Genomic DNA, 21,393 nt, shown 5'->3' with positions numbered 1-21,393 from the left:
GGGCTGTCCGGTCGGCGAGCGCTGTCCTCGCCGACCGGACGGCCGTGCGGACTTCTCCCCGGAGCGGGCGGGGCCGGGCCTTGTCCCCGCCCTGGTCCGCCACCGCCATGATTCCGAGGGGCGGCCCGTCCTCGAAGGGCAGGCCCACCCCCGACGGGTGGCGACGAGGTATGACGCCGCCACCCGTTCCCGCGGACGGGCTGCCTCAGCAGGTGATGCGGAGGTCCGCCCAGTCCGCGTGGTCGGAGTCGACGCCGTCGCCCCCGTCCGTGACCACCAGGCGTACGACCTGCGCACCGCCGACGTCCGCCGAGAGGGACTGCGCCGCCATCGCGTTGGTCAGGACTCCGGTGGACGCCGCCTTCGTGCCGTCCGACCAGATCTCGAAGGCCACGCTTCCCTTGGCACCCTTCTCGTCGTCGACCCCGACCCGGGCCGTCACGGTGCTGCACGCACCGCCCACGTAGTACTCGACGGCGCTGTCGGCGTGCACGCCCAGCCCCTTCGCGTACACCTCGCCGCCGACGGTCAGGGGATTCCCGTCGCCCGCCGCGCTCTCACCGTTGCTGGTGTCCTTCTCGACCGGTCCGTAGCCGTTGGACGCGGAGAGCTGCGGCAGATCGCTCAGGTAGCCGCCACCGGCCGGTGGCGCCACCACCACATGGGCCTGGAACGGCACGGAGGACCGCACCCGCTCTCCGGAAGGCGAGCGGTACTGCGCGGTGAGTGTCAGATCGTAGGTACCGGTGGCCGTGCCGGCCGGAGCCGTCACACGCCAGCGTGTGGTCAGAGCCCTGTCCGTCGGCAGTGCGGCCGCCGTGGTCGCGGATTCGGCCCCGATCCGCCAGCCGGACGGCCCGGTGAGTGCGGCCGACACCTTCACTGCCGGTGTCCGGCCCAGTCCGGTGACCGTGGTCGTCAGCCGCGCCGTACGGCCCGCCTCCACCAGAGGGCTCCCGTCCAGGGCCAGTTCCACCGCGGGCGGATACGCGGCCCAGCGGCTGTCCCCGGCCACGCGCAGCAGGACCGTCCCATGGGCCGGGACGGTCGCGGAGAGGCCGCCCGCCGTGTTGCGCGTGGTGTGAGCCCACAGGTCGCGCACGGTGTACGCGGCGGCCTGCGGAAGCCCCGCCGCCGCAGCCGTCGTCGAGATCCGCTGCGCACTCCCGGTCTCGTTGAACAGCGCCACGACCCGGCTGCCGTCCTGCATCTCCTTGGCGACGATCCAGCGCCCGCCGTCGGAGGAGAGCACGACACCCTGCTTGCCCAACGGGTCCTGGTCGACGGCGATGACCTCGTGGTTGGAGAGGATCCGGTACGTCTCGGGCGTCGCCGTGCGCAGATCGGAGCCGATGAGCAGGGGCGCGGCCATCACCGACCACATGGAGAAGTGGGTGCGGTACTCCGTGTCCGTCATGCCGCCGTTCCCGACCTCCAGCATGTCGGGGTCGTTCCAGTGGCCGGGACCGGCCGCCGCGGCGAGCGGCAGGTTCTGCTTCATGATCGACAGCATGCTGCTCCAGCTGTCGTTGATGTCACCCGTCGTGCGCCAGAGATTGCCCAGACCGGCGGCCCACTCCCAGGGTTTGTTCTCGCCCCATTCACAGATGCTGTAGACGATGGGCCGGCCGGTGGCGGCCAGCGCGTCCCGCATGGTCGTATAACGCTCTTTCGCGTCCACGCCCTGGTTGTTGCAGTTGTCGTACTTGAGATAGTCGACGCCCCAGTCGGCGAACTGCCGGGCGTCGCTGTACTCGTGCCCGAGCGCTCCGGGAAGCCCGACGCTGTCGCAGGTCTTGGTGCCGGCGCTGGTGTATATGCCGAGCTTGAGACCCTTGGAGTGGACGTAGTCGGCGACTGCCTTGATCCCGTTCGGGAACCGCGCCGGGTCGGCTTCCAGTTTTCCGTCCGCATTACGCTGCGGCTTCGCCCAGCAGTCGTCCAGATTGACGAATTCGTAGCCCGCTTCCTTGAGCCCCTTCTCGACGAAGATATCGGCGATGCCCTTGACCATCGCCTCGTCGAACTCGGCCCGGCAATGGGTGGAGTTCCAGTTGTTGAAGCCCATGGGAGGGGTGAGTGCGAGACCGTTTCCGGCCCGTGCGCCCACCGTCGGCGAGGGGGCAGGAGCCGGGGACTGGGCGACGGCGGGAAGGGTGGCTCCCGCCGCACACAGGAGGCCCGCGGTCAGCGCTCCGATGACTCTGAGGCGGCTTGTGCGGGTGGTACGGCCTGGAAGATGACGCATCGTTACGTTCCTCCGTACTCGTGCCGAATCAATGGGCGGCATGTGCACGCCAAGACGAGCGATTACGTTAGAGCCTGTTGAACTATGTTGGAAGAGGGGCGATGCCGGTTGTTCGGTATCTCGTCAAAACCCTTGACTGGGCCCTTGGTTGGGGGTGTGATCCAAGCGCACGTTCGGTTGTGTTGGGTTGCCTTCCGGAGGAGGGGATCGTGGTGCACTCGTACGACAGGTCAGATCTGCCCGGCAGTGTCGCGGGACATCGGATGTCCCGGCGAAGTCTGCTGCGTGGCGCGGCAGTCGGAGCCGGCGCGGTCACGCTTCCCGCGCTGCTCACCGCGTGCGGAGGGGGCCCGGGGGGTGACGGCAAGACCATCACCCTGGGCTCGAATTCGTCCGACCCCATCCCGAAGAAGGCGTTCGCCGACGCCTTCAAGGCCTATGCCGACCAGTCCGACGGCCGAAAGGTGAAGGTCAACACCGTTGACCACAACACCTTCCAGGAGAACATCAACCGCTATCTGCAGGGCAAGCCCGACGACGTCTTCATGTGGTTCGCCGGAAACCGCATGCAGTTCTTCGCCGAGAAGGGGCTGCTGTACGACATCAGCGACAACTGGGAGGGCTACGAGGGATTCTCGGACGCCCTGAAGGCCCAGTCCACCGGCGAGGACGGCAAGCAGTACCTCACGCCGTACTACTACTATCCCTGGGCCGTCTTCCACCGGAAGAGCCTCTTTGCCGAACGCGGCTATCAGGCGCCCAAGACGCTGGACGAGTACGTGGCCCTCGCCAAGCAGATGCAGAAGGACAAGATGGACCCCATCGCCTTCTGCGACAAGGACGGATGGCCCGCAATGGGCACGTTCGACTACATCAACATGCGGACAAACGGATACGAGTTCCACAAGAGTCTGATGGCCGGCGAGGAAGCCTGGACGGACAAGCGGGTGAGGGAGGTCTTCGACACCTGGCGACGCCTGCTTCCGTACTGCCAGCAGGGCGCCAACGGCCGCACCTGGCAGGAGGCCGCCACCAGCCTGCAGAAGCGCGAGGCCGGGATGGCGGTCTTCGGCCTGCCGCACCCCGGAGCCCAGTTCCCCAAGGCGGAACAGGGCGACCTCGACTTCTTCCCGTTCCCCGTCATCAACCCGGAGCACGGTCAGGATGCCGTGGAGGCTCCGATCGACGGGTTCCTGCTGGCGAAGAAGTCGAAGAACCTCAAGAACAAGAAGAACCTGGAGAGCGCCAAGGACCTGCTGAAGTGGCTCGCCACCGGCAAGGCCGAGGACATCTACCTCAAGAGCGACCCGAACAACATCGCGGTCAGCGACCAGGCCGACACCTCCCAGTACTCCGCCATCCAGAAGAAGGCCGTCGAGCTGGTGTCGGGAGCGAAGCAGATCTCCCAGTTCCTGGACCGGGACACCCGCCCGGACTTCTCGTCCACGGTCATGATCCAGGCGATCCAGAGTTTCATCAGCAGTCCGAACGACGTGGACGGGCTGGTCAACGACATCGAACGGCAGAAGAAGACCATCTTCGCCTCGGAGTGAACCGGGAGTACCGACCGTGTCGTTCATCTCGGGGCGGCGCACCGGACGACGGGGCTCGCGGCGGTTCACCCGCCGCGACCTTGTCGTGCTCGGCGTGCTGCTCGGCATACCCGTACTGCTCGACATCGCCATCGTGTGGGGGCCGACCCTCGCCTCCGTCGCCCTCTCGTTCACCAGCTGGGACGGCATCGGTGACATCGAGTGGGTCGGCACGCGCAACTACACGAACCTCTTCACGAACTACCCGCAGTTCTGGCCGGCGGCCCGCCACAACCTGCTCTGGCTCGCCTTCCTCGGTCTGGTGGCCACGCCGTTCGGGCTGCTCCTCGCCGTACTCATCGACAAGGGGGTGCGCTTCAGCCGCTTCTACCAGTCGACCCTGTACATGCCCGTCGTGCTCTCCCTCGCCGTGGTCGGCTTCATCGCACAACTGGTCTTCTCCCGTGACCAGGGAGCCCTCAACGCGATCGTCGGCGACACCGCGTCACCGACCGACTGGCTGGGCGACCCCGACCTCAACATCTGGATGGTCCTGCTCGCCGCCGCCTGGCGCCATACCGGCTACGTGATGATCCTCTATCTCGCCGGGCTCAAGGCCGTGGACTCCTCCCTCAAGGAGGCCGCCGCGATCGACGGGGCGAGCGAGAGCCAGACCTTCTTCCGCATCGTCTTTCCGACGCTGCGCCCGGTCAACATCATCGTCGGGGTCATCACCGTCATCGAGTCGCTGCGCGCCTTCGACATCGTGTACGCGGTCAACCACGGCCGCAACGGCCTGGAACTGCTCTCGGTGCTCGTCACCGACAACATCATCGGTGAGGCCAGCCGGATCGGGTTCGGCTCCGCCATCGCCGTCGTCCTGCTGGTCGTCTCCCTGGGATTCGTCGTGACGTACCTGGTCCAGGAGATCCGAGGGGAGAAGGACCGATGACCACGCAAACAGCCGCCGCCCGTCCGGCAGCGCCCGTCCCCACCACGGCCCGGCGCGGAATCCGTCCCGGCCGGCTCGGCGTGCACGCCTTCCTGATGACGGTCTCGCTCGCCTTCCTCGCCCCGCTCCTGCTCGCCGTGTACGCCTCGCTCAGGCCGTACGACGAAACCTCGGAGCACGGCTACTTCTCGCTGCCCCGCCATCTCTCGCTGGACTACTACCGGCAGGCGTTCACCGACTCGGGGATGACGAAGTACTTCGTCAACACCATGATCATCGCTGTGCCCGGGGTTCTCGTCACCCTGTTCCTCGCGTCGTTCGTGGCGTTCGCGCTCGCCCGGCTGAGGATGCGCGGCGGGCTCGTCCTGCTGATGCTCTTCACCGCGGGGAACCTGCTTCCGCAACAGGTGATCGTCACCCCGCTGTACGTCGTCTTCAACCGCATTCCGCTGCCCTACTGGATGTCGGACTCGATGACGATGTTCGACTCCTACTGGGCCGTCATCCTGGTGCAGGTCGGATTCCAGCTCGGCTTCTGCGTGTTCGTCCTCGCCAACTTCATGCGGACCCTGCCGCAGGAGATCCTGGAGGCGGCCGTGGTGGACGGGGCGGGCGTCTGGACCCAGTTCTGGCGCATCACCCTGCCCTTGTGCCGCCCCGCGCTCGCGGCCCTGGGCACGCTCCAGTTCACCTGGATGTACAACGACTTCCTCTGGGCCCTGGTCTTCATCTCCGACGGGGACAAGCTGCCGGTCACATCGGCACTGAACAACCTGCGCGGCCAATTCTTCACCGACTACAACCTGCTTGCCGCCGGCTCGGTGATCGTCGCGCTTCCGACCCTGGTGGTCTTCCTGCTGCTCCAGCGGCACTTCATCGCGGGACTCACGCTGGGGTCCAGCAAGGGGTGACCGGTGGACTTCCGGAACCAGGCCCGCCGACCCGCGCAGGGATCGGCGGGCGGCTCCGCGGTCCGTCCGCCTACTCGCAGGCCACACCATCCCCGTCGCGGTCGAGGTGCGAACCGTAGCCGGGGTCTCCCGCGTGAATGGGTGCGGCGCCGGCTGCCCGAACGGCGGAGCAGTTGGCGTAGTACGTCGCCCCGCCGCCGTCGTCATCCGGCTCGGAGCCTGCGGCCGTCCCGGAGCCGGGTGCTGTCGTGACCTTCACCGTCACCGTCCTGGTGACCGTGGGCACGGGCTTCGGGGCGGCCGTGACGGTCTCCGTCACCGTGGGGCCGGGCTTCGCCGATGCGGTGGCGGTCGCTGTGACGGTCACCGCGGGGGCCGCCGAGGCGGAGGCGGTCTTCTCGGGCGCGGCACCGTCGCCGGCCCCGCCTATGCCGACGCCGATGAAGAACAGGACGATCGCAGCGGGAATGATGATCCGCTTCCTGGTCCAGCCCGGCCGGGGCGCGGACGGCGGCGGGCTCCCGTGCGGGCCGGGGCCGGCGGGCTGGGGCGGCTGGCCCCAGGGCGGCTGGACGGACGGCGGATTGTGCGACATGAGTCCCCCTGAAATGTGCGTGGAGAGGTGACGTTAGCCGCGCCGTATGCGGTAAGGGAGGCCAATGTTCCGGTGGTGACGAATTTGTGACCAGGATGTGAAGGGAAAGTGGATCTCTCGTGGGTCGTCGCAGTTCGCCGACCATCGGTCGGCCATGAAAGCGTTCTGGTGCCGGGTCTCTTGCCGCGCCGGCACCGGCCTGCGATTCTGAGCCGGTGCCAGGACAGGCGAAGAGGAGGCGGCGGCAGGAGGCCGGGAATCTGCGGTCGGCCGCACGCACATCGTCCGGATCGGGGCGGTGGGAAGTGATCTTCGAGACCGAGGATCAGGCGGAGCTGCGCGCGCGGCTCCGCAGCCTTCGGGAAGCGCGGGTCGACGAGGCGACGATCCGGATCGACACGCTCTGCGGCCGCCTGGTGCAACCGACCACCTACCGGCTGAGCCGATTCGTGGCGGACAGTTGAGGAGGCGCTCGCGCTACGGGCCGACGTCCGTGAAGCGCCGTCGTCCGGCAGCGGCCTCCGCGGTCAAGACCGCTGCACGGAGAACTCGTTGCCGTCGGGGTCGAGCAGCAGAATCCTGCCGCCTTCGTCGTCGCTGAAGTTGGTCCGCGTCGCGCCGAGCGAGATCAGGCGGTCGACCTCCGCTGCCCCGTCGGCACCGGCAGGGAGCGCCAGCTCGAAGTACAGCCTGTTCGTGCCCGCCTTCGGCGCCACAGGCGGCCCGCCCCATGTGATCTTCGTGCCGCCGTGCGGTGACTGGATCGCGGTCTCCTGGTCCTGGTCCCAGACCAGTGGCCACCGCAGGGCCTTGCTCCAGAAGTAGCCGACCTCCTGCGTGCCGTCACAGGCCAGCGCTCCGATGAACCCGGTGCCGGCGAGGAACTCGTTGCCGGGCTCGATGACGCAGAACTCGTTGCCGTCCGGATCGGCGAGCACCACATGCCCGTCCTCGGGGAGTTGACCGACATCGATGTGCTGTCCACCGAGCTCCAACGCACGTGCCACCGTCCGCCGCTGATCCTCCGGGGAGGTGCTCGTCAGGTCGAAGTGCGCCCGGTTCCGGCCGGTCTTCGGCTCCTGGCCCGGCAGGAACCGGATGCGGAACCCGGCTGGATCCGGGGGCAGGAGGGCCATGCCGTTGTCCGGACCGGCAGCCGACTCCCAGCCGAGGACCCCGGACCAGAACCGTGCCAGACCGGATGGCCGGGTCGCGTGGAAGCAGATGGCGAACAGGTGACTGGTCATGCTCCCGGTATCTCCGCTTCGTCGGTGGACGTCACGGTGCCCGGCCCGTTCCGCGAGTGCATCCTAGGAGGGGCCGCGCGGTACCCGCATCCCGGTTTCCGGCGCGGGGCAGCCCGGGCCAGGGCTCTTTGCCACTCCGGGCAGGCTGACGAGCGCTTCTGCCGGAGCTGCCCGGCTGGTGCCCGGACCGTGCGACCACTCCTGGTTCGTGCGCCGGGACGGCCGGGAACGGACAGGGCGGCCACGGGTCCCGGTGGGCAGGGGTGCGCCGGTCATCTGCTGACCGACCGGCGCGGAACCGGCGGACCAGCGCCAGGACGCGCGCACGTGCGGCCGATCGAGTCACGCAGGTTCACCGGCCGAGGAAGTTGTCAGTGGTCGATGCGATCCTTCGGGTATGGACGAGATCATGCGGCGACGGGTGTACGGCGCCGATCACGACGACCCGGATCCGGGCCCCAGGCCGGGGCGGGACTACCGGGAGCTGGTGGGCGGACCGCTCGACGGGCTGCTGCTGGACGTGACCGGCTGGACGAAGGTGGCCCTGGCGGACGGTTCCGCGCTGGTCACCGAGATCGGCGCCTACGGGGCGGGTGGCCGCGCCGAGTACGGGCCGCGGGCGGAGGATCCGAACAAGTGGGACTGGCGGGGCGACACGCCTTAGCGCCCGGCCGTGTCCGCGGCGCGGCGGAGCCCCGGCGACACGTCGTCGAGGCCGCCCCCTCCGTCGCTCTGTTCGGCGAGCCGGCGGCGGCCCATGGCCGGGGTGCCGATGACACGGTGCCCCGGACGGCCGACGGCCCGTTCCTGCCCGGCGCGGTGTCCGTCCGCCGTCCCGAGGCCGAAGCGGTCCCGGCTCAGGGTGCCGGCGGCCGGGCGTACTGACCTGCGGCCGGGGCGGTCCGTCCCGTGCCGCAGGCCCTCAGCGGCCCCGCTCCGACGACTGCTGCGGGACGACCACCAGGAACGCGTCCTGTTCCAGGTCCATCACGACCTCCGCCGCGACACCCTCCCCACGGCGGGCCGCCGCGAACTCCTCCGCGGGCCAGCTCCCCCGCGGGCCCCCGGCGGGAAACTGCTCAAGTACGGTGCGACGCACGGTCCGCCCCCTGTCGTTCGTTCTGCTGCTCGCTCCAACGACGTCCCGCCTTCGCCGTTACGGCCGGATGCCGTTCGGACGGGCGCCGTTACCCGTACCGAAAGACGCCTGTCGCCCGCCGGGCGTGGTTGCGCTCGCGCAACGTCATCGCCACAGTCGTGTTTTCGCGGCAGGGTGTTGCGGGCAAGCCCATGGGGGCTACGGAAGAGGGGGAACCGTGATCGTCTGGATCAACGGTGCGTTCGGGGCGGGCAAGACCAGCGCCGCGCGTGAACTGATCGATCTGATCCCGAACAGCACCTTCTACGATCCGGAACTGACCGGCACGGGGCTGGGATCCCTGCTGCCGCAGAAGAAGTTCGCCGAGGTGTCCGACTTCCAGGACCTGCCGATCTGGCGTCGTCTCGTGGTGGACACCGCGGCAGCGCTGCTCGCCGAGGTCGGTGGGGTGCTGGTGGTGCCGATGACGCTCTTGCGACAGGAGTATCGCGACGAGATATTCGGAGGGCTCGCCTCCCGGCGCATCGCGGTGCGCCATGTACTGCTCTCACCTGAGGAAACGATCCTGCGTCAACGGATCGCCCACCGGGCGGAGTTCCCCGAGGATCCGGAGAACGTGGACGGGACCGGGCAGTGGGCGTACGAGCGGATCGAGCCCTACCGTTCGGCGCTCGACTGGATCACCCTGGACGCCCACGTCATCGACAACAGCGCACTCACACCCCGCGAGACGGCCGAACGCATAGCGGAGGCCGTGCGAACCGGGGCGGCCCGGGCCTGCGAGATCGTCCAGACACCCGACCCCACGGCGGAGACCGTCGCGGCCGGCGTGCTGCTCTTCGACGAGCACGACCGGGTGCTGCTCGTCGACCCCACGTACAAGCCCGGCTGGGAGTTCCCCGGAGGAGTCGTGGAGGCGGGCGAAGCTCCGGCGCAGGCGGGGATCAGGGAGGTGGCCGAAGAGATAGGAATCCACCTCGAACGGGTGCCCAGACTCCTCGTCGTCGACTGGGAGGCGCCGCAGCCCCCCGGATACGGAGGGCTGCGGCTCCTCTTCGACGGCGGGAGGCTGCCGGGCGCGGATGCCGAGCGGCTGCTGCTGCCCGGGTCCGAGCTGCGTGGCTGGCGGTTCGTCACCGAGGAGGAGGCGGCCACGATGCTGCCGCCCACCCGCTACGAACGGCTGCGATGGGCGCTGCGTGCCCGCGAGCGCTCAGCCGTGCTCAACCTGGAGGCCGGCGTCCCGGTCGGCTGAGGCGGACATGACCGCGACCGCGTCGGTGGTGAGGGGATCGCCGTGGCCGAAGCAGACCGTGGCCGCCTCCAGCGCGGCCAGCCGCCGGAACGAGGCCACGGCCTGCTCGCGGTCGATGTTGAAGACGCCGAGCATCACCTGCCCCACACCGGCCACGCAGTCACCCGTGAACAGCACCCCGTGTTCCGGCAGATGCAGGCCGATGGAGCCCGGGGTGTGGCCGGGGGAGTGGACCACCCGCGCCCCACCGCCGAACGGCAGCACCGCGCCGTCGGACAGCTCGGCGTCGACCCGGGTCGGCGGAGCCACGGGCACGGTCAGCCCGTGCTCGTACAGCGGGCGCTCCCAGTCGAGCAGCACGGGATCGCCGATCTCCTCCTCACCGCGGATCACCGGGGCGTCGAGCCGGTGCGCCAGGATCGTGGCGCCGTGGCAGTCGGCGAGCTCCTGGGCCGCGCCGTAGTGGTCGCGATGCCCGTGGGTGATCACGATCCGGGCGATGCGGGCCGGGTCGAGACCGAGGCCGCGCACCGCGTCCTCGATGGCGGGCGCCGCGTTCACGTCGCCCGCGTCGATCAGGGTCAGCTCCGTGCCGTCGCGCCAGAGATAGGCCTGGCCGATCGGGAAACGGAACATGTGCAGCTGGGGAAGCACCTCGACGAGTTCCATGACGCGAACGTACGGGGGAGCGGGCGTCCCCCGTACGGAACTACGCTCTGGGCGAGCTTCGCTCAGCGCGTAGCGGCCGGCCGGGACGGAGCGTGCCCCGGTCCCGGCCGGCCACTCCGCTGTTCAGGCCTTCTTGGAGGCGGCGTAGTTCTGCAGGAACAGGGCCTCGGTCACCGACAGCCGCTCCAGCTCCTGGGGCGACACGCTCTCGTTCACCGCGTGGATCTGCGCCTCGGGCTCGCTCAGCCCGATCAGCAGGATCTCCGCCTCCGGATACAGCTCGGACAGCTTGTTGCAGAACGGAATCGAACCCCCCATGCCCGAGGACTGCATCTCCTGGCCGGGGTACGCGATCCGCATGGCGTCCGCCATCGCGGTGTACGCGGGGCTCGTGATGTCGGCGCGGAACGGCTGTCCCTGGCCGACCTGCTCGACCGAGACACGCGACCCCCACGGGGCGTGCGCCCGCAGGTGGGCGGTCAGCAGCTCCGCCGCCTCGGCGGCGTCCTCCCCCGGCGGCACCCGCAGGCTGATCTGCGCTCGTGCGCTCGCCTGGATCGAGGGCATCGCGCCCACCACCGCGGGGCAGTCGATCCCGACGACCGTGACCGCGGGACGCGCCCAGATCCGGTCGGCGACGGTGCCTGCGCCGATCAGGCCCACTCCGTCGAGGACCCTGGCATCCTTGCGGAACTCCTCCTCCGGGTACTGCAGACCGTCCCACTTCGTGTCCGCGGTGAGACCGTCGACGGTCGTCGAGCCGTCCTCGGCGCGCAGCGACGCGAGCAGCTGGATCATCGCGGCCAGGGCATCCGGCGCGGCGCCGCCGAACTGACCGGAGTGCAGGTTGCCTTCGAGGGTGTCGAGCTGCACCCGCAGCATCGTCATCCCGCGCAGCGTCGAGGTGACGGTCGGCAGACCGGCCCGGAAGTTCCCGGTGTCGCCGATCACCACGGTGTCGGCGGCGAGCAGTTCCGGGTGCGCCTGGGCGTACTGCTCCAGCCCCCCGGTGCCCTGTTCCTCCGAGCCCTCGACGATCACCTTGACCGAGACCGGGACCCCGCCGTTCGCCTTCAGGGCACGCAGCGCGAGGAGGTGCATGATGAAGCCGCCCTTGCAGTCGGCCGAGCCCCGGCCGAACCAGCGGCCGTCACGCTCCGTCAGCTCGAACGGCGGGGAGAGCCAGGCGGACTCGTCGAGCGGCGGCTGCACGTCGTAGTGCGCGTAGAGCAGCACGGTGGGTGCTTCTGCCGGGCCGGGCAGGAAGCCGTAGACGGACTGGGTGCCGTCCGGGGTGTCGAGCAGGGCGACATCCTGGAATCCCTCGGCGCGCAGTGCGTCGGCGACCCACGAGGCGGCCGCCTCGCACTCGCTTTTGGGGAACACCGCGGGATCCGCCACCGACTGGAAAGCCACCAGCTCGGTCAGCTCCGCCTTGGCGCGGGGCATCAGCGAGGCGACGGTCTCGGAAATCGGATGGGCGGTCATGGGCACGCTCCTGGTAGGTGCGACGTTATGTGTACGTATCCGGGTACAGGAACGCCAGGAGTGTGGCGTTGCAGGTACGACGGAGGTCCGGCCGATCCTCCCACAGCAGGTTCCGGCCGGAACGCGCCGTAGGATGCCGGGAGCAGCTTGGGCCACTGGTCGGATCGGGAGCAGAAGCACATCGTGAGCAGCGAGAACGCAGACGCCGGACATGAGCACGAAGACTCGTCCGTGTGGGACGTCGTCGTAGTCGGCGCCGGACCGGCGGGAGCCTCGGCGGCATACGCGGCGGCGGTCGCCGGCCGTCGGGTACTGCTCCTGGAGAAAGCGGAACTGCCCCGCTACAAGACATGCGGCGGCGGCATCATCGGGTATTCGCGCGATTCGCTGCCGCCCGGTTTCGAACTGCCCCTGCGAGACCGGATCCACGCGGTCACGTTCTCGCTGAACGGCAGACTGGCACGCACCCGCCGCTCCAGGCGCATGCTCTTCGGCCTCATCAACCGTCCCGAGTTCGACGCGGGTCTGGTCGAGGAGGCACAGAAGGCCGGTGCCGAACTCCGCACGGGGGCGACGGTCTCCCGGGTCGAGCAGCACGGCGCCGCCGTGCCCGACCGGCGCACCGTCGCGGTCGTGCTGTCCGGCGGCGAGACCGTCCTGGCCCGTGCGGTCGTGGGCGCGGACGGCAGCGCCGGCCGGATAGGAGCCCATGTCGGGGTGAAGCTCGACCAGGTGGACCTCGGTCTGGAGGCCGAGATCCCCGTGCCCGAGACGGTCGCGGAGGACTGGGCCGGCCGGGTGCTGATCGACTGGGGCCCCATGCCCGGGAGTTACGGCTGGGTCTTCCCCAAGGGGGACACCCTGACGGTCGGTGTGATCTCGGCGCGTGGCGACGGCGGTGGCACCAAGCGGTATCTGGAGGACTTCATCGCGCGGCTCGGCCTGGCCGGGTTCGAGCCGAAGATCTCCTCCGGCCACCTGACGCGCTGCCGCAGCGACGACTCGCCGCTCTCACGCGGCCGGGTGCTCGTGTGCGGTGACGCCGCCGGTCTGCTGGAGCCGTGGACCCGTGAGGGCATCTCGTTCGCGTTGCGTTCGGGACGGCTCGCCGGTGAGTGGGCGGTGCGGGTCGCGGAGTCGCACGACGCGGTGGACGCCCGCCGACAGGCGCTCAACTACGCGTTCGCCATCAAGGCCGGACTCGGGGTCGAGATGAGCGTGGGACGGCGCATGCTGAAGCTCTTCGAGCGGCGTCCGGGCCTGCTGCACGCGGTGCTGACGGGCTTCCGTCCCGCATGGAACGCGTTCGCGGGCATCACCCGGGGCACGACCTCGCTGGCGGAACTGGTCCGTTCGCACCCGCTGGCGCAGCGCGCGCTCTCGGCGATGGACCGGTAGGGACTGCCGGGGCCGACGGCCTGTCGCAGGTCCGGCCGGATCGGGACGGTGGACGATCCGGCCGCGGGTCAGCGCTCGACGGTGACCCGGAAGACGGGGTGGTCGGGGCAGGCCGCCAGGAGTTCGGCGTCCGTGGACTTGGCCGTGATGCCCTTGAAGTACTGGTTGACCTCCCAGCCCCAGCGCTCCAGGTAGGTGCGGACGACGATCATCTTGAGGTCGTCGTCCGCGATCTCCACGGCAGTGAAGGCGCGGGTCCTGCGGCCCACCCGCAGCTCGCCGCCGCCCGCGGCCCGCATGTTGCGTACCCACTGCGAGTGCCCCCGGGCGGAGACGAGGTACTGCACGCCCTCATGGGTGTGGAGGTTCACGGGGATGCGCTGCAGGTTTCCGCTCTTACGGCCCCGTACCGAAAGCTCCTGCGAACCGAGCAGGCTGACCCCGTGCCGGGCCAGCCAGCCGATGACGCTGTTGAAGCGGATGGCGAACGCGCTGCCCTGAAGGTAGTACGGCTGCGACATGGGGACCCCCACAGTTTGAGAGAGCGGTGCTCTCGCTTGAGATCAGTGTGCACGTGACTTGCGTTCAAAAGCAAGAGCACTGCTCTCGTTATTGGTCGGTGTTCCCATTCCGTGGCAGACTGGCGACCATGAGCGCTATCCGGGGAGCCAGGGAACGGGCCCGTATCGAGGTCACCGCCGCCATCAAGAACGAGGCGAGGAAGCAGCTCGCGGCCGAGGGCGCGGCGAAGCTCTCGCTGCGCGCAGTGGCACGTGAACTCGGTATGGCGTCCTCGGCGCTCTACCGCTACTTCCCCAGCCGCGACGAGCTGCTCACCGCCTTGATCGTCGATGCGTACGACTCGGTCGGCGAAGCCGCCGAGCACGCCCACCGGACGGCAGTGGAAGAGGCGGCAGGCGCCACGGCCGGGACCGCCACCGGCGCCGGGGCCACAGCACCCGGGACAGTCGCCGCCAGGGCCGCCGCACCCGCCGGAACCGCCACCGGCGCGAAGGCCATCTCGTCCGCCCGGACCGGTGCTCATCCGGCCCGCTGGGTCGCGGTCGCGTGCGCCGTACGCGACTGGGCGCTGGCCCACCCCCATGAGTACGCGCTCATCTACGGATCGCCCGTGCCCGGGTACACCGCGCCGCAGGACACCATCGGTCCCGCGTCCCGGGTGGGCCTCGTCCTCATCGCCGTCGTCGAGGACGCGCATCGCGAGGAGGGGCTCGCGCTTCCGCCGCTCGCCGAGGAACTGCGCCCCGAGGCCGAACGGCTTGCCGCGGACATCGCCCCGGGTCTCCCGCCGGCGGTGGCTCCTCAGCTCGTCGCCGCGTGGTCGCAGCTCTTCGGGCTGCTGTCGTTCGAGATCTTCGGCCAGTTCAACCGCGTGGTGGAGGCCCGTGAGGTCTTCTTCCGCCAGGCGGTGACGGAACTGGCCCGCACGGTCGGCCTGCTCGGCGCCCGGCGGTAGAGCCTGTCCGCCGGGCTGTCGGGCGGTTCGAGGCCGAAGGCGCGATCGCGGCCGTGAGCCGCAGCCGCGCGGCGGTCTCACCCGTCAGGCCGCGTTCGCCGTACTCCCCGGGGAGTACGGGTGATCACCACGCCTGGCGGACGCCCCGGCGCAGGTGCGCGGTCTAGCGTGGCCGCCATGGAAGAGCAGCGCGCACAGACCGGCGGCGATACCCCTGGGGATCAGGGCGGAACGTCACGCCGACCGCCCTGGGCGCTCGGCGGGCCGGACGGCCGGACCACCGGCCCGCAGGGCCCGAGGGGCTTCGGGAACAACGGCGAGCCGCCGCGCTGGCTGACGGGTACGCAGAGCCGGTCGCCCGGCCGGCTGCCCTGGGCGTCCACGATTCTGCTCGGCGTGGTCGTCATGGCCGGATCGTCCTTCGCGGCCCGCGGGCAGCTTGACGAGAAGGCCCCGCTCGACCTCTTCGCCCGGCTGCTCCTGGTCGCCGCCGTGGCGGTACTGCTGTTCCGCCATCGTCACCCCGTCGTGGCCGTCTTCGGGGCCTCGGCCGCGGCAACGCTCTATCTCGGCTCCGGCTACCCGTACGGTCCGGTCTTCCTGACCGTCGCGGTGGGCTGTTTCAGCGCGGTCGTCGCCGGGCACCGCCGGGCCGCGTGGGCGGCGGTCGCCATGGTGTGGGTGGGGCACCTCGTGGTGGGGCACTGGCTCTACCGTTGGCTGCCGCCCGACGGTGACGCGGCGGCGCCCTGGGGACAGGAACTCGGCGTCGCCGCCTGGGTGGTGGCCATCGTCGCGGCCGCCGAGTTCGTCCGCGTACGCCGTGAGCAGTGGACCGCGCAACGAGCCGAGCGGGAACGTGCGGAGAAGCGGCGAGCCGACGAGGAACGGCTGCGGATGGCCCGCGAGCTCCATGACGTCCTCGCCCACAGCATCTCCGTCATCAACGTCCAGGCGGGTGTCGGACTGGCCCTGCTCGACACCGATCCCGAGCAGGCGCGTACGGCGCTCACCACGATCAAGGCCGCCAGCAAGGAGGCGCTCGGCGAGGTGCGCCAGGTCCTGGACACCCTCCGGACGCCCGGTGACGCGCCGAGGGCGCCGGCCCCCGGCCTCGACCGGCTTCCCGAACTGGTCGAACAGGCCGCAGGCGCCGGACTGACCGTCACCGTCACCACGGACGGCGTACGCGGAGCCGTACCGCCCGGCGCGGACCTGGCCGCGTTCCGGATCGTGCAGGAGGCGCTGACCAATGTGGTGCGGCACTCCGGCTCGCGCACCGCGGAGGTCCGGGTGGGATACGAGCCGGACCGCATCACGCTCCGCATCGACGACGAGGGACCCGCCACCGGTACGGACGCAGGGGGCAGCGGCAACGGACTGGCCGGGATGCGGGAGCGGGCGGCTGCCCTGGGTGGCACGATCGAGGCGGGGACCAGGCCCGACGGCGGCTTCCGGGTGCGGGCCGGACTTCCGCTCCCGGCCGACGGTACGGGCCGGGCGGCGCACCGGAAGGAGACACCGTGATTCGCGTACTGCTCGCCGATGACCAGCTGCTGGTCCGGGCGGGATTCCGGGCCCTGCTGGACGCCCAGCCGGACATCGAGGTGGCGGGCGAGGCGGCCGACGGCGAGGAGGCCGTCCGCCTGGTGCGTGAACTGCGGCCGGACACCGTGCTGATGGACATCCGGATGCCCCGGCTCGACGGCCTGGCCGCGACCCGCACGATCACCCGGGACCCCGCGCTCGACGAGGTGAAGGTGGTCATGCTCACCACCTTCGAGCTCGACGAGTACGTCTTCGAGGCGATCCGCTCCGGAGCTTCCGGCTTCCTGGTCAAGGACACCGAGCCGGAGGAACTGCTGCGGGCCGTCCGGGCGGTGGTCGGCGGTGACGCACTCCTCTCGCCGGGCGTCACGCGACGCCTGATCGCCGAGTTCGCCGCCCGGTCCAAGGAGCCCGCCGCAGGGACCACGCTGAACGAACTGACCGACAGGGAGCGGGAAGTGATGGCGCTGGTCGGCATCGGCCTGTCCAACGAGGAGATCGCCCGCCGTCTCGTCGTCAGCCCGCTCACCGCGAAGACCCATGTCAGCCGGACGATGGTGAAGCTCGGTGCCCGCGACCGCGCCCAACTGGTCGTGCTGGCCTATGAGTCGGGACTGGTGCGTCCTGGCTGGCTGGGCTGATCCGGCAGCACGGGGCCGCGCCGGCCGATCTCGCGCTCCGTGTCACGGTGGCCGAACCGCCACAGCACGTCGACGACGCGGCCGAGGAAGACCAGCACCGCCACGACGGACGCCGCCACGAGCGGCCCGCGGCTCACACCGCCGCCCGCGGCAAGCAGCCACGCGGGGGCGCAGACCGTGACGAACGCGGCCGCCGCCGAGAGGGCCCCGGTCATCACGGCGAAACCGATCTCGACGGTCACGGCGTCACGGTCCGACTGGCTTCGGTGTCCCATGCCCGGAGTGTCACAGGTGCGGTGGCGGGCGGACAAGGCCGCCCGCCGCGTGTCCCCGCCGGCTCAGGACCAGGTGACCGAGGAGCGCTCGCGCCACAGCCGCGCGAGGGCGGGGTCGCCCGTCACCGTCAGAGCCGTGAGGGGCCGCCGGTTCCAGAGCGTGAGATAGAGCTCCTGGGCGGTAGCGCTCAACTCGCAGTCCGCGGGCGGCAGTGCGGAGGGCCCGTCCTCGCGCACGGCCGCCGGAGGCTCGGTGGAGAGCCGTACGGTCCACACGGTGTCCGTATCCGTCGCCCGTACGCGCAACGTGCGCGGGGCGTCGGTGCGCACCCTGCTCTTCGGGCGGGCGTGGAACCCTTGCAGCAACTCGTCGATGCCGTCCACCGCCCTGGCGGACGCCACCGGGGAGAGCGCCCCGCCACGCGCGGACTCCGCGTCCACCCGGTGGATCGTCGTCTCGTGAGCCTGCCGCCTCGCCCAGAAGGCCAGGGGCGACGGCGCCGCGAAGAAGGCCCAGCAGTCCAGGTCCTCCGGCGCGCGCTCCAGCGCCTCCACCAGGAGCCGGTGCCCCGCACGGAACCGGTCGAGCAGAGCGGGCCCGTCCAGGTCCGGCTCCCGGGCGTCGGGGACGTACGAGGTGTGGCCCTCGGTCACGAATGCGGCCGCCCAGGTGTGCACCATCGCGGTGTGCCTGAGCAGGTCGCGCACCTGCCAGTCCGGACAGGTCGGCACCGGAGCCCCGGTCCCCGCCTCCTCGGCCGCGTCCGCCAGCAACCGGCCCTCGGCGGCCAGGGAATGTATGTGCTCAGCGATCTTCATGGCTGGGATTGTGCCAGGGGATCAGGCGCCCTGTGGGCCGGCCTGACGGGACCGGCCGCGGCCGCCGCGCAGCAGCCGTGCGAACCAGCCCAGCGCGAGCGACTGCACCAGCACGGACACCACCAGCGCCAGGTAGACGAACCAGTCGGGCCCGAGCGCCTCCGCGCCCAGCGTCGAACTACCGACGAGGAAGACGAAGACGGTCGGCGCCGCCAGGAGGAAGAGCCACACCCCGGCGAACGAGGCGTCCTCGTGGGTGACGAACAGCGTGTCCATGGTGACGAACACCGTGGTCGCCGCCACCACGCCCAGGTAGATCCGCGACGCGGCGTTGCCGAACGTGAGGCGTGCGAGCGTGCGGACGTGCTGCTCGGTCAGGACCGGCTTGTTCATGGCGTGCTCCCCGTAGATGGTTTCCGACCCCGCCCGCGACAGCCGGCGGGAGGGGTGGTGACGTCTCCATCGTGCGGCGGCAGAACCGTTCCTGCCTGAGTACGGCTACTCACTCACGTGTGCGTCGCATGACGTGCGCCGTATCCCAGCGCCGCCGCGGCCAGAGCCAGCAGCGCCACCGTGGTCAGGGCCACGGGCAGGGAGAACCAGTCGGTCAGGAAGCCGATCGCGGGAGGTCCGAGCAGCATGCCGCCGTAGCCGAGTGTGGAGGCCGCGGCCACTCCGCCGGGACCGGCCAGCTCGCCGGCCCTGCCGACCGCCACCGGGAAGATGTTGGCCAGTCCGAGCCCGGTGACGGCGAATCCGAGGAGCGCGAGCCAGCTGGTCGGGGCGAGGGAGCCGAGCAGCATGCCGGCTGCCGCGGTGGTGCCGCCCGCGACCAGGGTGCGGGTCTGGCCGAGCCGTTCGAGCAGTGCCGTGCCGGTGAGCCGCCCCGCCGTCATGGCGAGCGCGAACAGCGAGTATCCGGCTGCCGCCACTCCGGGGTGGGCGTGCAGGTCCTGCTCCAGGTGGAGGGCGCCCCAGTCGGCCAGGGCCCCCTCGCCGTACGCGGTGCAGAGCGCGATCACGCCGAACAGGATCACCACACGGCGTGCGCGTGGGGTCAGGTGCTGGGGGGCCGCCTCGCCGTCGGCCGTCGTCGGAACGGGCTTCCGAGACGGGTACCGCAGCAGGACCGGGCCCGCGAAGGCGGTGACGAGCAGTCCGATTCCGGTCAGACAGAGGAGGTGCGCGGACGGCGAGAGGCCCCCCGCGACCAGACCGCCCAGTCCGGCGCCGATCATGCCGCCGAGGCTGAACGCGGCGTGGAAGCTGGGCATCACCGGGCGCCGCAGAGCGGCGACCAGATCTACCGCCGCGCTGTTCATCGCCACGTTCATGCCGCCGTACGCGGCGCCGAACACCAGCAGCACCAGCCCGAGCGAGAGCGCCGAATGGGTCTGGGCGGGCAGCGCGATGCTGAGCGGCAGGAGGACACCGCAGGCGACGGCCACCGGATGGCTTCCGAAGCGACGGCAGAGCCGGCCGGTGAGCATCATGGTGATCACGGCGCCGGCGGATACGCCGAGAAGTGCGAGGCCGAGGGTGGAGGCCGAGGCGCCGGTCTGCTGCTTGATGGCCGGGATGCGGACCACCCAGCCGGCGAAGAGGAACCCGTCGAGGGCGAAGAACACGGTCAGCGCGGTACGGAGGCGTGTCGACGGAGGTGGGGCGGTGTTGCCGCCCGGTCCCCCCGGCAGTGCCGTCCGCAGTTTGTTTAGTTGCGGCACAAACTCAGCATAGGGGGCCGCGGACGACGTGCGCAAGACGGCTGCCCACCCGGCCCGGAGGATGTGCCACGGGCTGCTGTTCCACGCGCGGGAGCCGGGCGGCGCGGGGGAGGGGAAGGGCGCCATGGCGTCCGCACCACCTCCGGATCATGGGAGACTCGCCCCCATGAACGGCAAGGGGACCACCACCCGGACGAAGTTGGAGAGGGGCCGCAGCGCGCTCGGACCCGCGCTGGAACTGGTCCACACCGGACGCGCGCCCACCCGCGCCGTCCTCACCTCCGAGCTCGGTGTCACCCGTGCCACGGCCGGAGCGGTCGCCGCGGAGCTGGAGGCGCTCGGCCTGATCCAGGTCGACTCCAGCCCCGGCTCGGCCGCCGGATCGCAGGGCCGGCCCTCCCATCGGCTCGCCGTGCGCGAGACCGGGCCGGTGGCCCTCGCCGCCCAGGTGCACTCGGACGGATTCCGGGCCGCTCTGGTCGGGCTCGGCGGCCGGCTCGTCGCGACCGCCCCCGGCTGTGTCACCATCACGGCCGATCCCGCCCAGGTCATCGGTGAAGTGGTGGACGACTGCGCACGGTTGCTGCGCGACAGTGGTCTGCGGTGCGTCGGGGCGGGCCTCGCGGTGCCGTCCGCCGTCGCCGAGCCCGAGGGCACCGCCCTCAATCCGCTCCACATCGCCTGGCCCGCCGGCGCCCCGGTCCGCGAGATCTTCGCCACATGTGTCCGCGAAGCGGGCATCACCGGACCGGCGTTCACCGGGAACGACGTCAACCTCGCCGCGCTCGCCGAGCACCGTCACGGAGCCGGACGCGGGGCCCAGCACCTGCTGTGCGTCGCCACCGGCCACCGCGGTGTCGGCGGCGCGCTCGTCCTGGACGGCCGCCTGCACACCGGGAGTTCCGGCCTCGCCCTGGAGGTCGGCCATCTCACCGTCAACCCCGAGGGGCGCCCCTGCCACTGCGGCGGCCGCGGCTGTCTCGACGTCGAGACCGACCCGCTCGCCTTCCTCACCGCGGCCGGACGCGCCCCCGGCCCCGTGGAGTCGCTGCTCAAGCAGTCCGGCGACCTGCTGCGCAACGAGTACGGTGACGCGGCGGTGCGCACCGCCGCGGAGGAACTGATCGACCGGCTGGGCCTCGGGCTCGCCGGACTCGTCAACATCCTCAACCCGGACCGCATCATCCTCGGCGGACTGCACCGCGCCCTGCTGGACGCCGATCCGGAGCGGCTGCGCGCGGTGGTCGCGGACCGCAGCCTGTGGGGACGCAGCGGCAGCGTGCCGATCCTGCCCTGCACCCTCGACCACAACAGCCTGGTCGGCGCGGCGGAGCTGGCCTGGCAGCCGGTGCTGGACGACCCGCTGGGCGCGCTCGCCTAAGGGCTGTCCCGCAATTCCTGGCGGGCGCACGGCGACCGCTACGGCACCTCGCCGCGTTGTCGAAACGCCCGAATACATCCAGTATGCGGGCGCCCCTCCGCCTTGCGATGCACCGCATCTGACGCCGCGCGCTG

The 21,393-nt window shown here is 70.8% G+C and carries 22 protein-coding genes; 11 read left to right on the top strand and 11 right to left on the bottom strand.

Annotated features, from left to right (window positions below):
* Positions 1-205 precede the first annotated feature (205 nt).
* Positions 206-2,248: an NPCBM/NEW2 domain-containing protein gene (locus ACGFZA_RS16370; RefSeq protein WP_393679663.1), complete on the bottom strand. Its 2,043-nt coding sequence runs from the start codon at positions 2,246-2,248 to the stop codon at positions 206-208.
* Positions 2,249-2,511: 263 nt separating this feature from the next.
* Here ACGFZA_RS16370 and ACGFZA_RS16365 point away from each other — a divergent pair, with 263 nt between their 5' ends.
* The 3 genes from ACGFZA_RS16365 to ACGFZA_RS16355 are packed head-to-tail and all read left to right on the top strand — an operon-like array spanning position 2,512 to position 5,643.
* On the top strand, positions 2,512-3,801 hold the full coding sequence (locus ACGFZA_RS16365; RefSeq protein WP_393679661.1) for an ABC transporter substrate-binding protein: 1,290 nt from the start codon (positions 2,512-2,514) through the stop codon (positions 3,799-3,801).
* A gap of 16 nt (positions 3,802-3,817) precedes the next feature.
* Positions 3,818-4,732 carry a carbohydrate ABC transporter permease gene (locus tag ACGFZA_RS16360; protein WP_385271843.1) on the top strand — a complete coding sequence of 305 codons (915 nt, stop codon included), beginning with the start codon at positions 3,818-3,820 and terminating at the stop codon, positions 4,730-4,732.
* On the top strand, positions 4,729-5,643 hold the full coding sequence (locus ACGFZA_RS16355; protein WP_385271841.1) for a carbohydrate ABC transporter permease: 915 nt from the start codon (positions 4,729-4,731) through the stop codon (positions 5,641-5,643). The genes ACGFZA_RS16360 and ACGFZA_RS16355 overlap by 4 nt, the downstream gene beginning before the upstream one ends.
* A gap of 70 nt (positions 5,644-5,713) precedes the next feature.
* On the opposite strand, the gene ACGFZA_RS16350 is transcribed toward ACGFZA_RS16355, so the two are convergent.
* Complete coding sequence (locus ACGFZA_RS16350) at positions 5,714-6,238, bottom strand: excalibur calcium-binding domain-containing protein (RefSeq protein ID WP_393679657.1); 525 nt, start codon at positions 6,236-6,238, stop codon at positions 5,714-5,716.
* A gap of 305 nt (positions 6,239-6,543) precedes the next feature.
* Between ACGFZA_RS16350 and ACGFZA_RS16345 the strand changes: the two genes are divergently transcribed.
* On the top strand, positions 6,544-6,702 hold the full coding sequence (locus ACGFZA_RS16345) for a hypothetical protein (protein ID WP_393679655.1): 159 nt from the start codon (positions 6,544-6,546) through the stop codon (positions 6,700-6,702).
* Between the two features lie 63 nt (positions 6,703-6,765).
* Here ACGFZA_RS16345 and ACGFZA_RS16340 read toward each other — a convergent pair whose 3' ends face one another.
* Positions 6,766-7,485, bottom strand: coding sequence for a VOC family protein (locus ACGFZA_RS16340; RefSeq protein WP_393679653.1), 720 nt, complete (start codon positions 7,483-7,485; stop codon positions 6,766-6,768).
* Positions 7,486-7,882: 397 nt separating this feature from the next.
* Between ACGFZA_RS16340 and ACGFZA_RS16335 the strand changes: the two genes are divergently transcribed.
* Positions 7,883-8,149, top strand: coding sequence for a hypothetical protein (locus ACGFZA_RS16335; RefSeq protein ID WP_385271829.1), 267 nt, complete (start codon positions 7,883-7,885; stop codon positions 8,147-8,149).
* 258 nt (positions 8,150-8,407) lie between these two features.
* On the opposite strand, the gene ACGFZA_RS16330 is transcribed toward ACGFZA_RS16335, so the two are convergent.
* Positions 8,408-8,584 (bottom strand): hypothetical protein, encoded by a 177-nt coding sequence (locus tag ACGFZA_RS16330; protein WP_330830413.1) that lies wholly within the window; start codon positions 8,582-8,584, stop codon positions 8,408-8,410.
* A gap of 217 nt (positions 8,585-8,801) precedes the next feature.
* Between ACGFZA_RS16330 and ACGFZA_RS16325 the strand changes: the two genes are divergently transcribed.
* On the top strand, positions 8,802-9,839 hold the full coding sequence (locus ACGFZA_RS16325) for an NUDIX domain-containing protein (protein ID WP_393679651.1): 1,038 nt from the start codon (positions 8,802-8,804) through the stop codon (positions 9,837-9,839).
* Here ACGFZA_RS16325 and ACGFZA_RS16320 read toward each other — a convergent pair.
* Entirely contained in the window at positions 9,798-10,508 is a 711-nt protein-coding gene (locus tag ACGFZA_RS16320) for an MBL fold metallo-hydrolase (protein WP_393679649.1), read from the bottom strand. The two genes, ACGFZA_RS16325 and ACGFZA_RS16320, sit on opposite strands and share 42 nt — an antisense overlap.
* Before the next feature lie 123 nt (positions 10,509-10,631).
* Positions 10,632-11,996 carry a dipeptidase gene (locus ACGFZA_RS16315; RefSeq protein ID WP_385271820.1) on the bottom strand — a complete coding sequence of 455 codons (1,365 nt, stop codon included), beginning with the start codon at positions 11,994-11,996 and terminating at the stop codon, positions 10,632-10,634.
* A gap of 183 nt (positions 11,997-12,179) precedes the next feature.
* On the opposite strand from ACGFZA_RS16315, the gene ACGFZA_RS16310 reads away from it, so the two are divergent.
* Complete coding sequence (locus ACGFZA_RS16310) at positions 12,180-13,394, top strand: geranylgeranyl reductase family protein (protein ID WP_385271817.1); 1,215 nt, start codon at positions 12,180-12,182, stop codon at positions 13,392-13,394.
* A gap of 68 nt (positions 13,395-13,462) precedes the next feature.
* On the opposite strand, the gene ACGFZA_RS16305 is transcribed toward ACGFZA_RS16310, so the two are convergent.
* On the bottom strand, positions 13,463-13,915 hold the full coding sequence (locus ACGFZA_RS16305) for a nitroreductase family deazaflavin-dependent oxidoreductase (RefSeq protein WP_385271814.1): 453 nt from the start codon (positions 13,913-13,915) through the stop codon (positions 13,463-13,465).
* Positions 13,916-14,043: 128 nt separating this feature from the next.
* On the opposite strand from ACGFZA_RS16305, the gene ACGFZA_RS16300 reads away from it, so the two are divergent.
* The 3 genes from ACGFZA_RS16300 (at position 14,044) to ACGFZA_RS16290 (ending at position 17,060) form a co-directional block, all read left to right on the top strand.
* A complete protein-coding gene (locus ACGFZA_RS16300) occupies positions 14,044-14,871 on the top strand; it encodes a TetR/AcrR family transcriptional regulator (protein WP_385271811.1) in 828 nt (275 codons plus the stop codon).
* A gap of 177 nt (positions 14,872-15,048) precedes the next feature.
* Positions 15,049-16,398 carry a sensor histidine kinase gene (locus tag ACGFZA_RS16295; RefSeq protein ID WP_385271808.1) on the top strand — a complete coding sequence of 450 codons (1,350 nt, stop codon included), beginning with the start codon at positions 15,049-15,051 and terminating at the stop codon, positions 16,396-16,398.
* Complete coding sequence (locus ACGFZA_RS16290; RefSeq protein WP_385271805.1) at positions 16,395-17,060, top strand: response regulator; 666 nt, start codon at positions 16,395-16,397, stop codon at positions 17,058-17,060. Before ACGFZA_RS16295 ends, ACGFZA_RS16290 begins: the two co-directional genes overlap by 4 nt.
* On the opposite strand, the gene ACGFZA_RS16285 is transcribed toward ACGFZA_RS16290, so the two are convergent.
* From ACGFZA_RS16285 to ACGFZA_RS16270, 4 genes are all read right to left on the bottom strand, one after another.
* The gene (locus ACGFZA_RS16285; RefSeq protein ID WP_393679644.1) at positions 17,021-17,335 is read right to left on the bottom strand and encodes a DUF6332 family protein; all 315 of its coding nucleotides are present in this window, start codon (positions 17,333-17,335) and stop codon (positions 17,021-17,023) included. The genes ACGFZA_RS16290 and ACGFZA_RS16285 overlap by 40 nt on opposite strands.
* A 63-nt stretch (positions 17,336-17,398) precedes the next feature.
* Positions 17,399-18,154, bottom strand: a complete 756-nt coding sequence (locus tag ACGFZA_RS16280) for a maleylpyruvate isomerase family mycothiol-dependent enzyme (protein WP_393679642.1) — start codon at positions 18,152-18,154, stop codon at positions 17,399-17,401.
* Between the two features lie 21 nt (positions 18,155-18,175).
* A complete protein-coding gene (locus ACGFZA_RS16275; protein WP_393679640.1) occupies positions 18,176-18,547 on the bottom strand; it encodes an SCO4225 family membrane protein in 372 nt (123 codons plus the stop codon).
* Positions 18,548-18,660: 113 nt separating this feature from the next.
* Positions 18,661-19,782 carry an MFS transporter gene (locus ACGFZA_RS16270; RefSeq protein WP_393679713.1) on the bottom strand — a complete coding sequence of 374 codons (1,122 nt, stop codon included), beginning with the start codon at positions 19,780-19,782 and terminating at the stop codon, positions 18,661-18,663.
* Between the two features lie 262 nt (positions 19,783-20,044).
* Here ACGFZA_RS16270 and ACGFZA_RS16265 point away from each other — a divergent pair, with 262 nt between their 5' ends.
* Positions 20,045-21,259: an ROK family protein gene (locus ACGFZA_RS16265; RefSeq protein WP_385271791.1), complete on the top strand. Its 1,215-nt coding sequence runs from the start codon at positions 20,045-20,047 to the stop codon at positions 21,257-21,259.
* The last annotated feature ends 134 nt before the right edge of the window (positions 21,260-21,393 follow it).

Source organism: Streptomyces sp. NPDC048211, from assembly GCF_043202315.1.
GTDB lineage: Bacteria > Actinomycetota > Actinomycetes > Streptomycetales > Streptomycetaceae > Streptomyces.
Note: the sequence above shows the minus strand (reverse complement) of the source record. Positions and strands in the feature narration are given on the sequence as shown.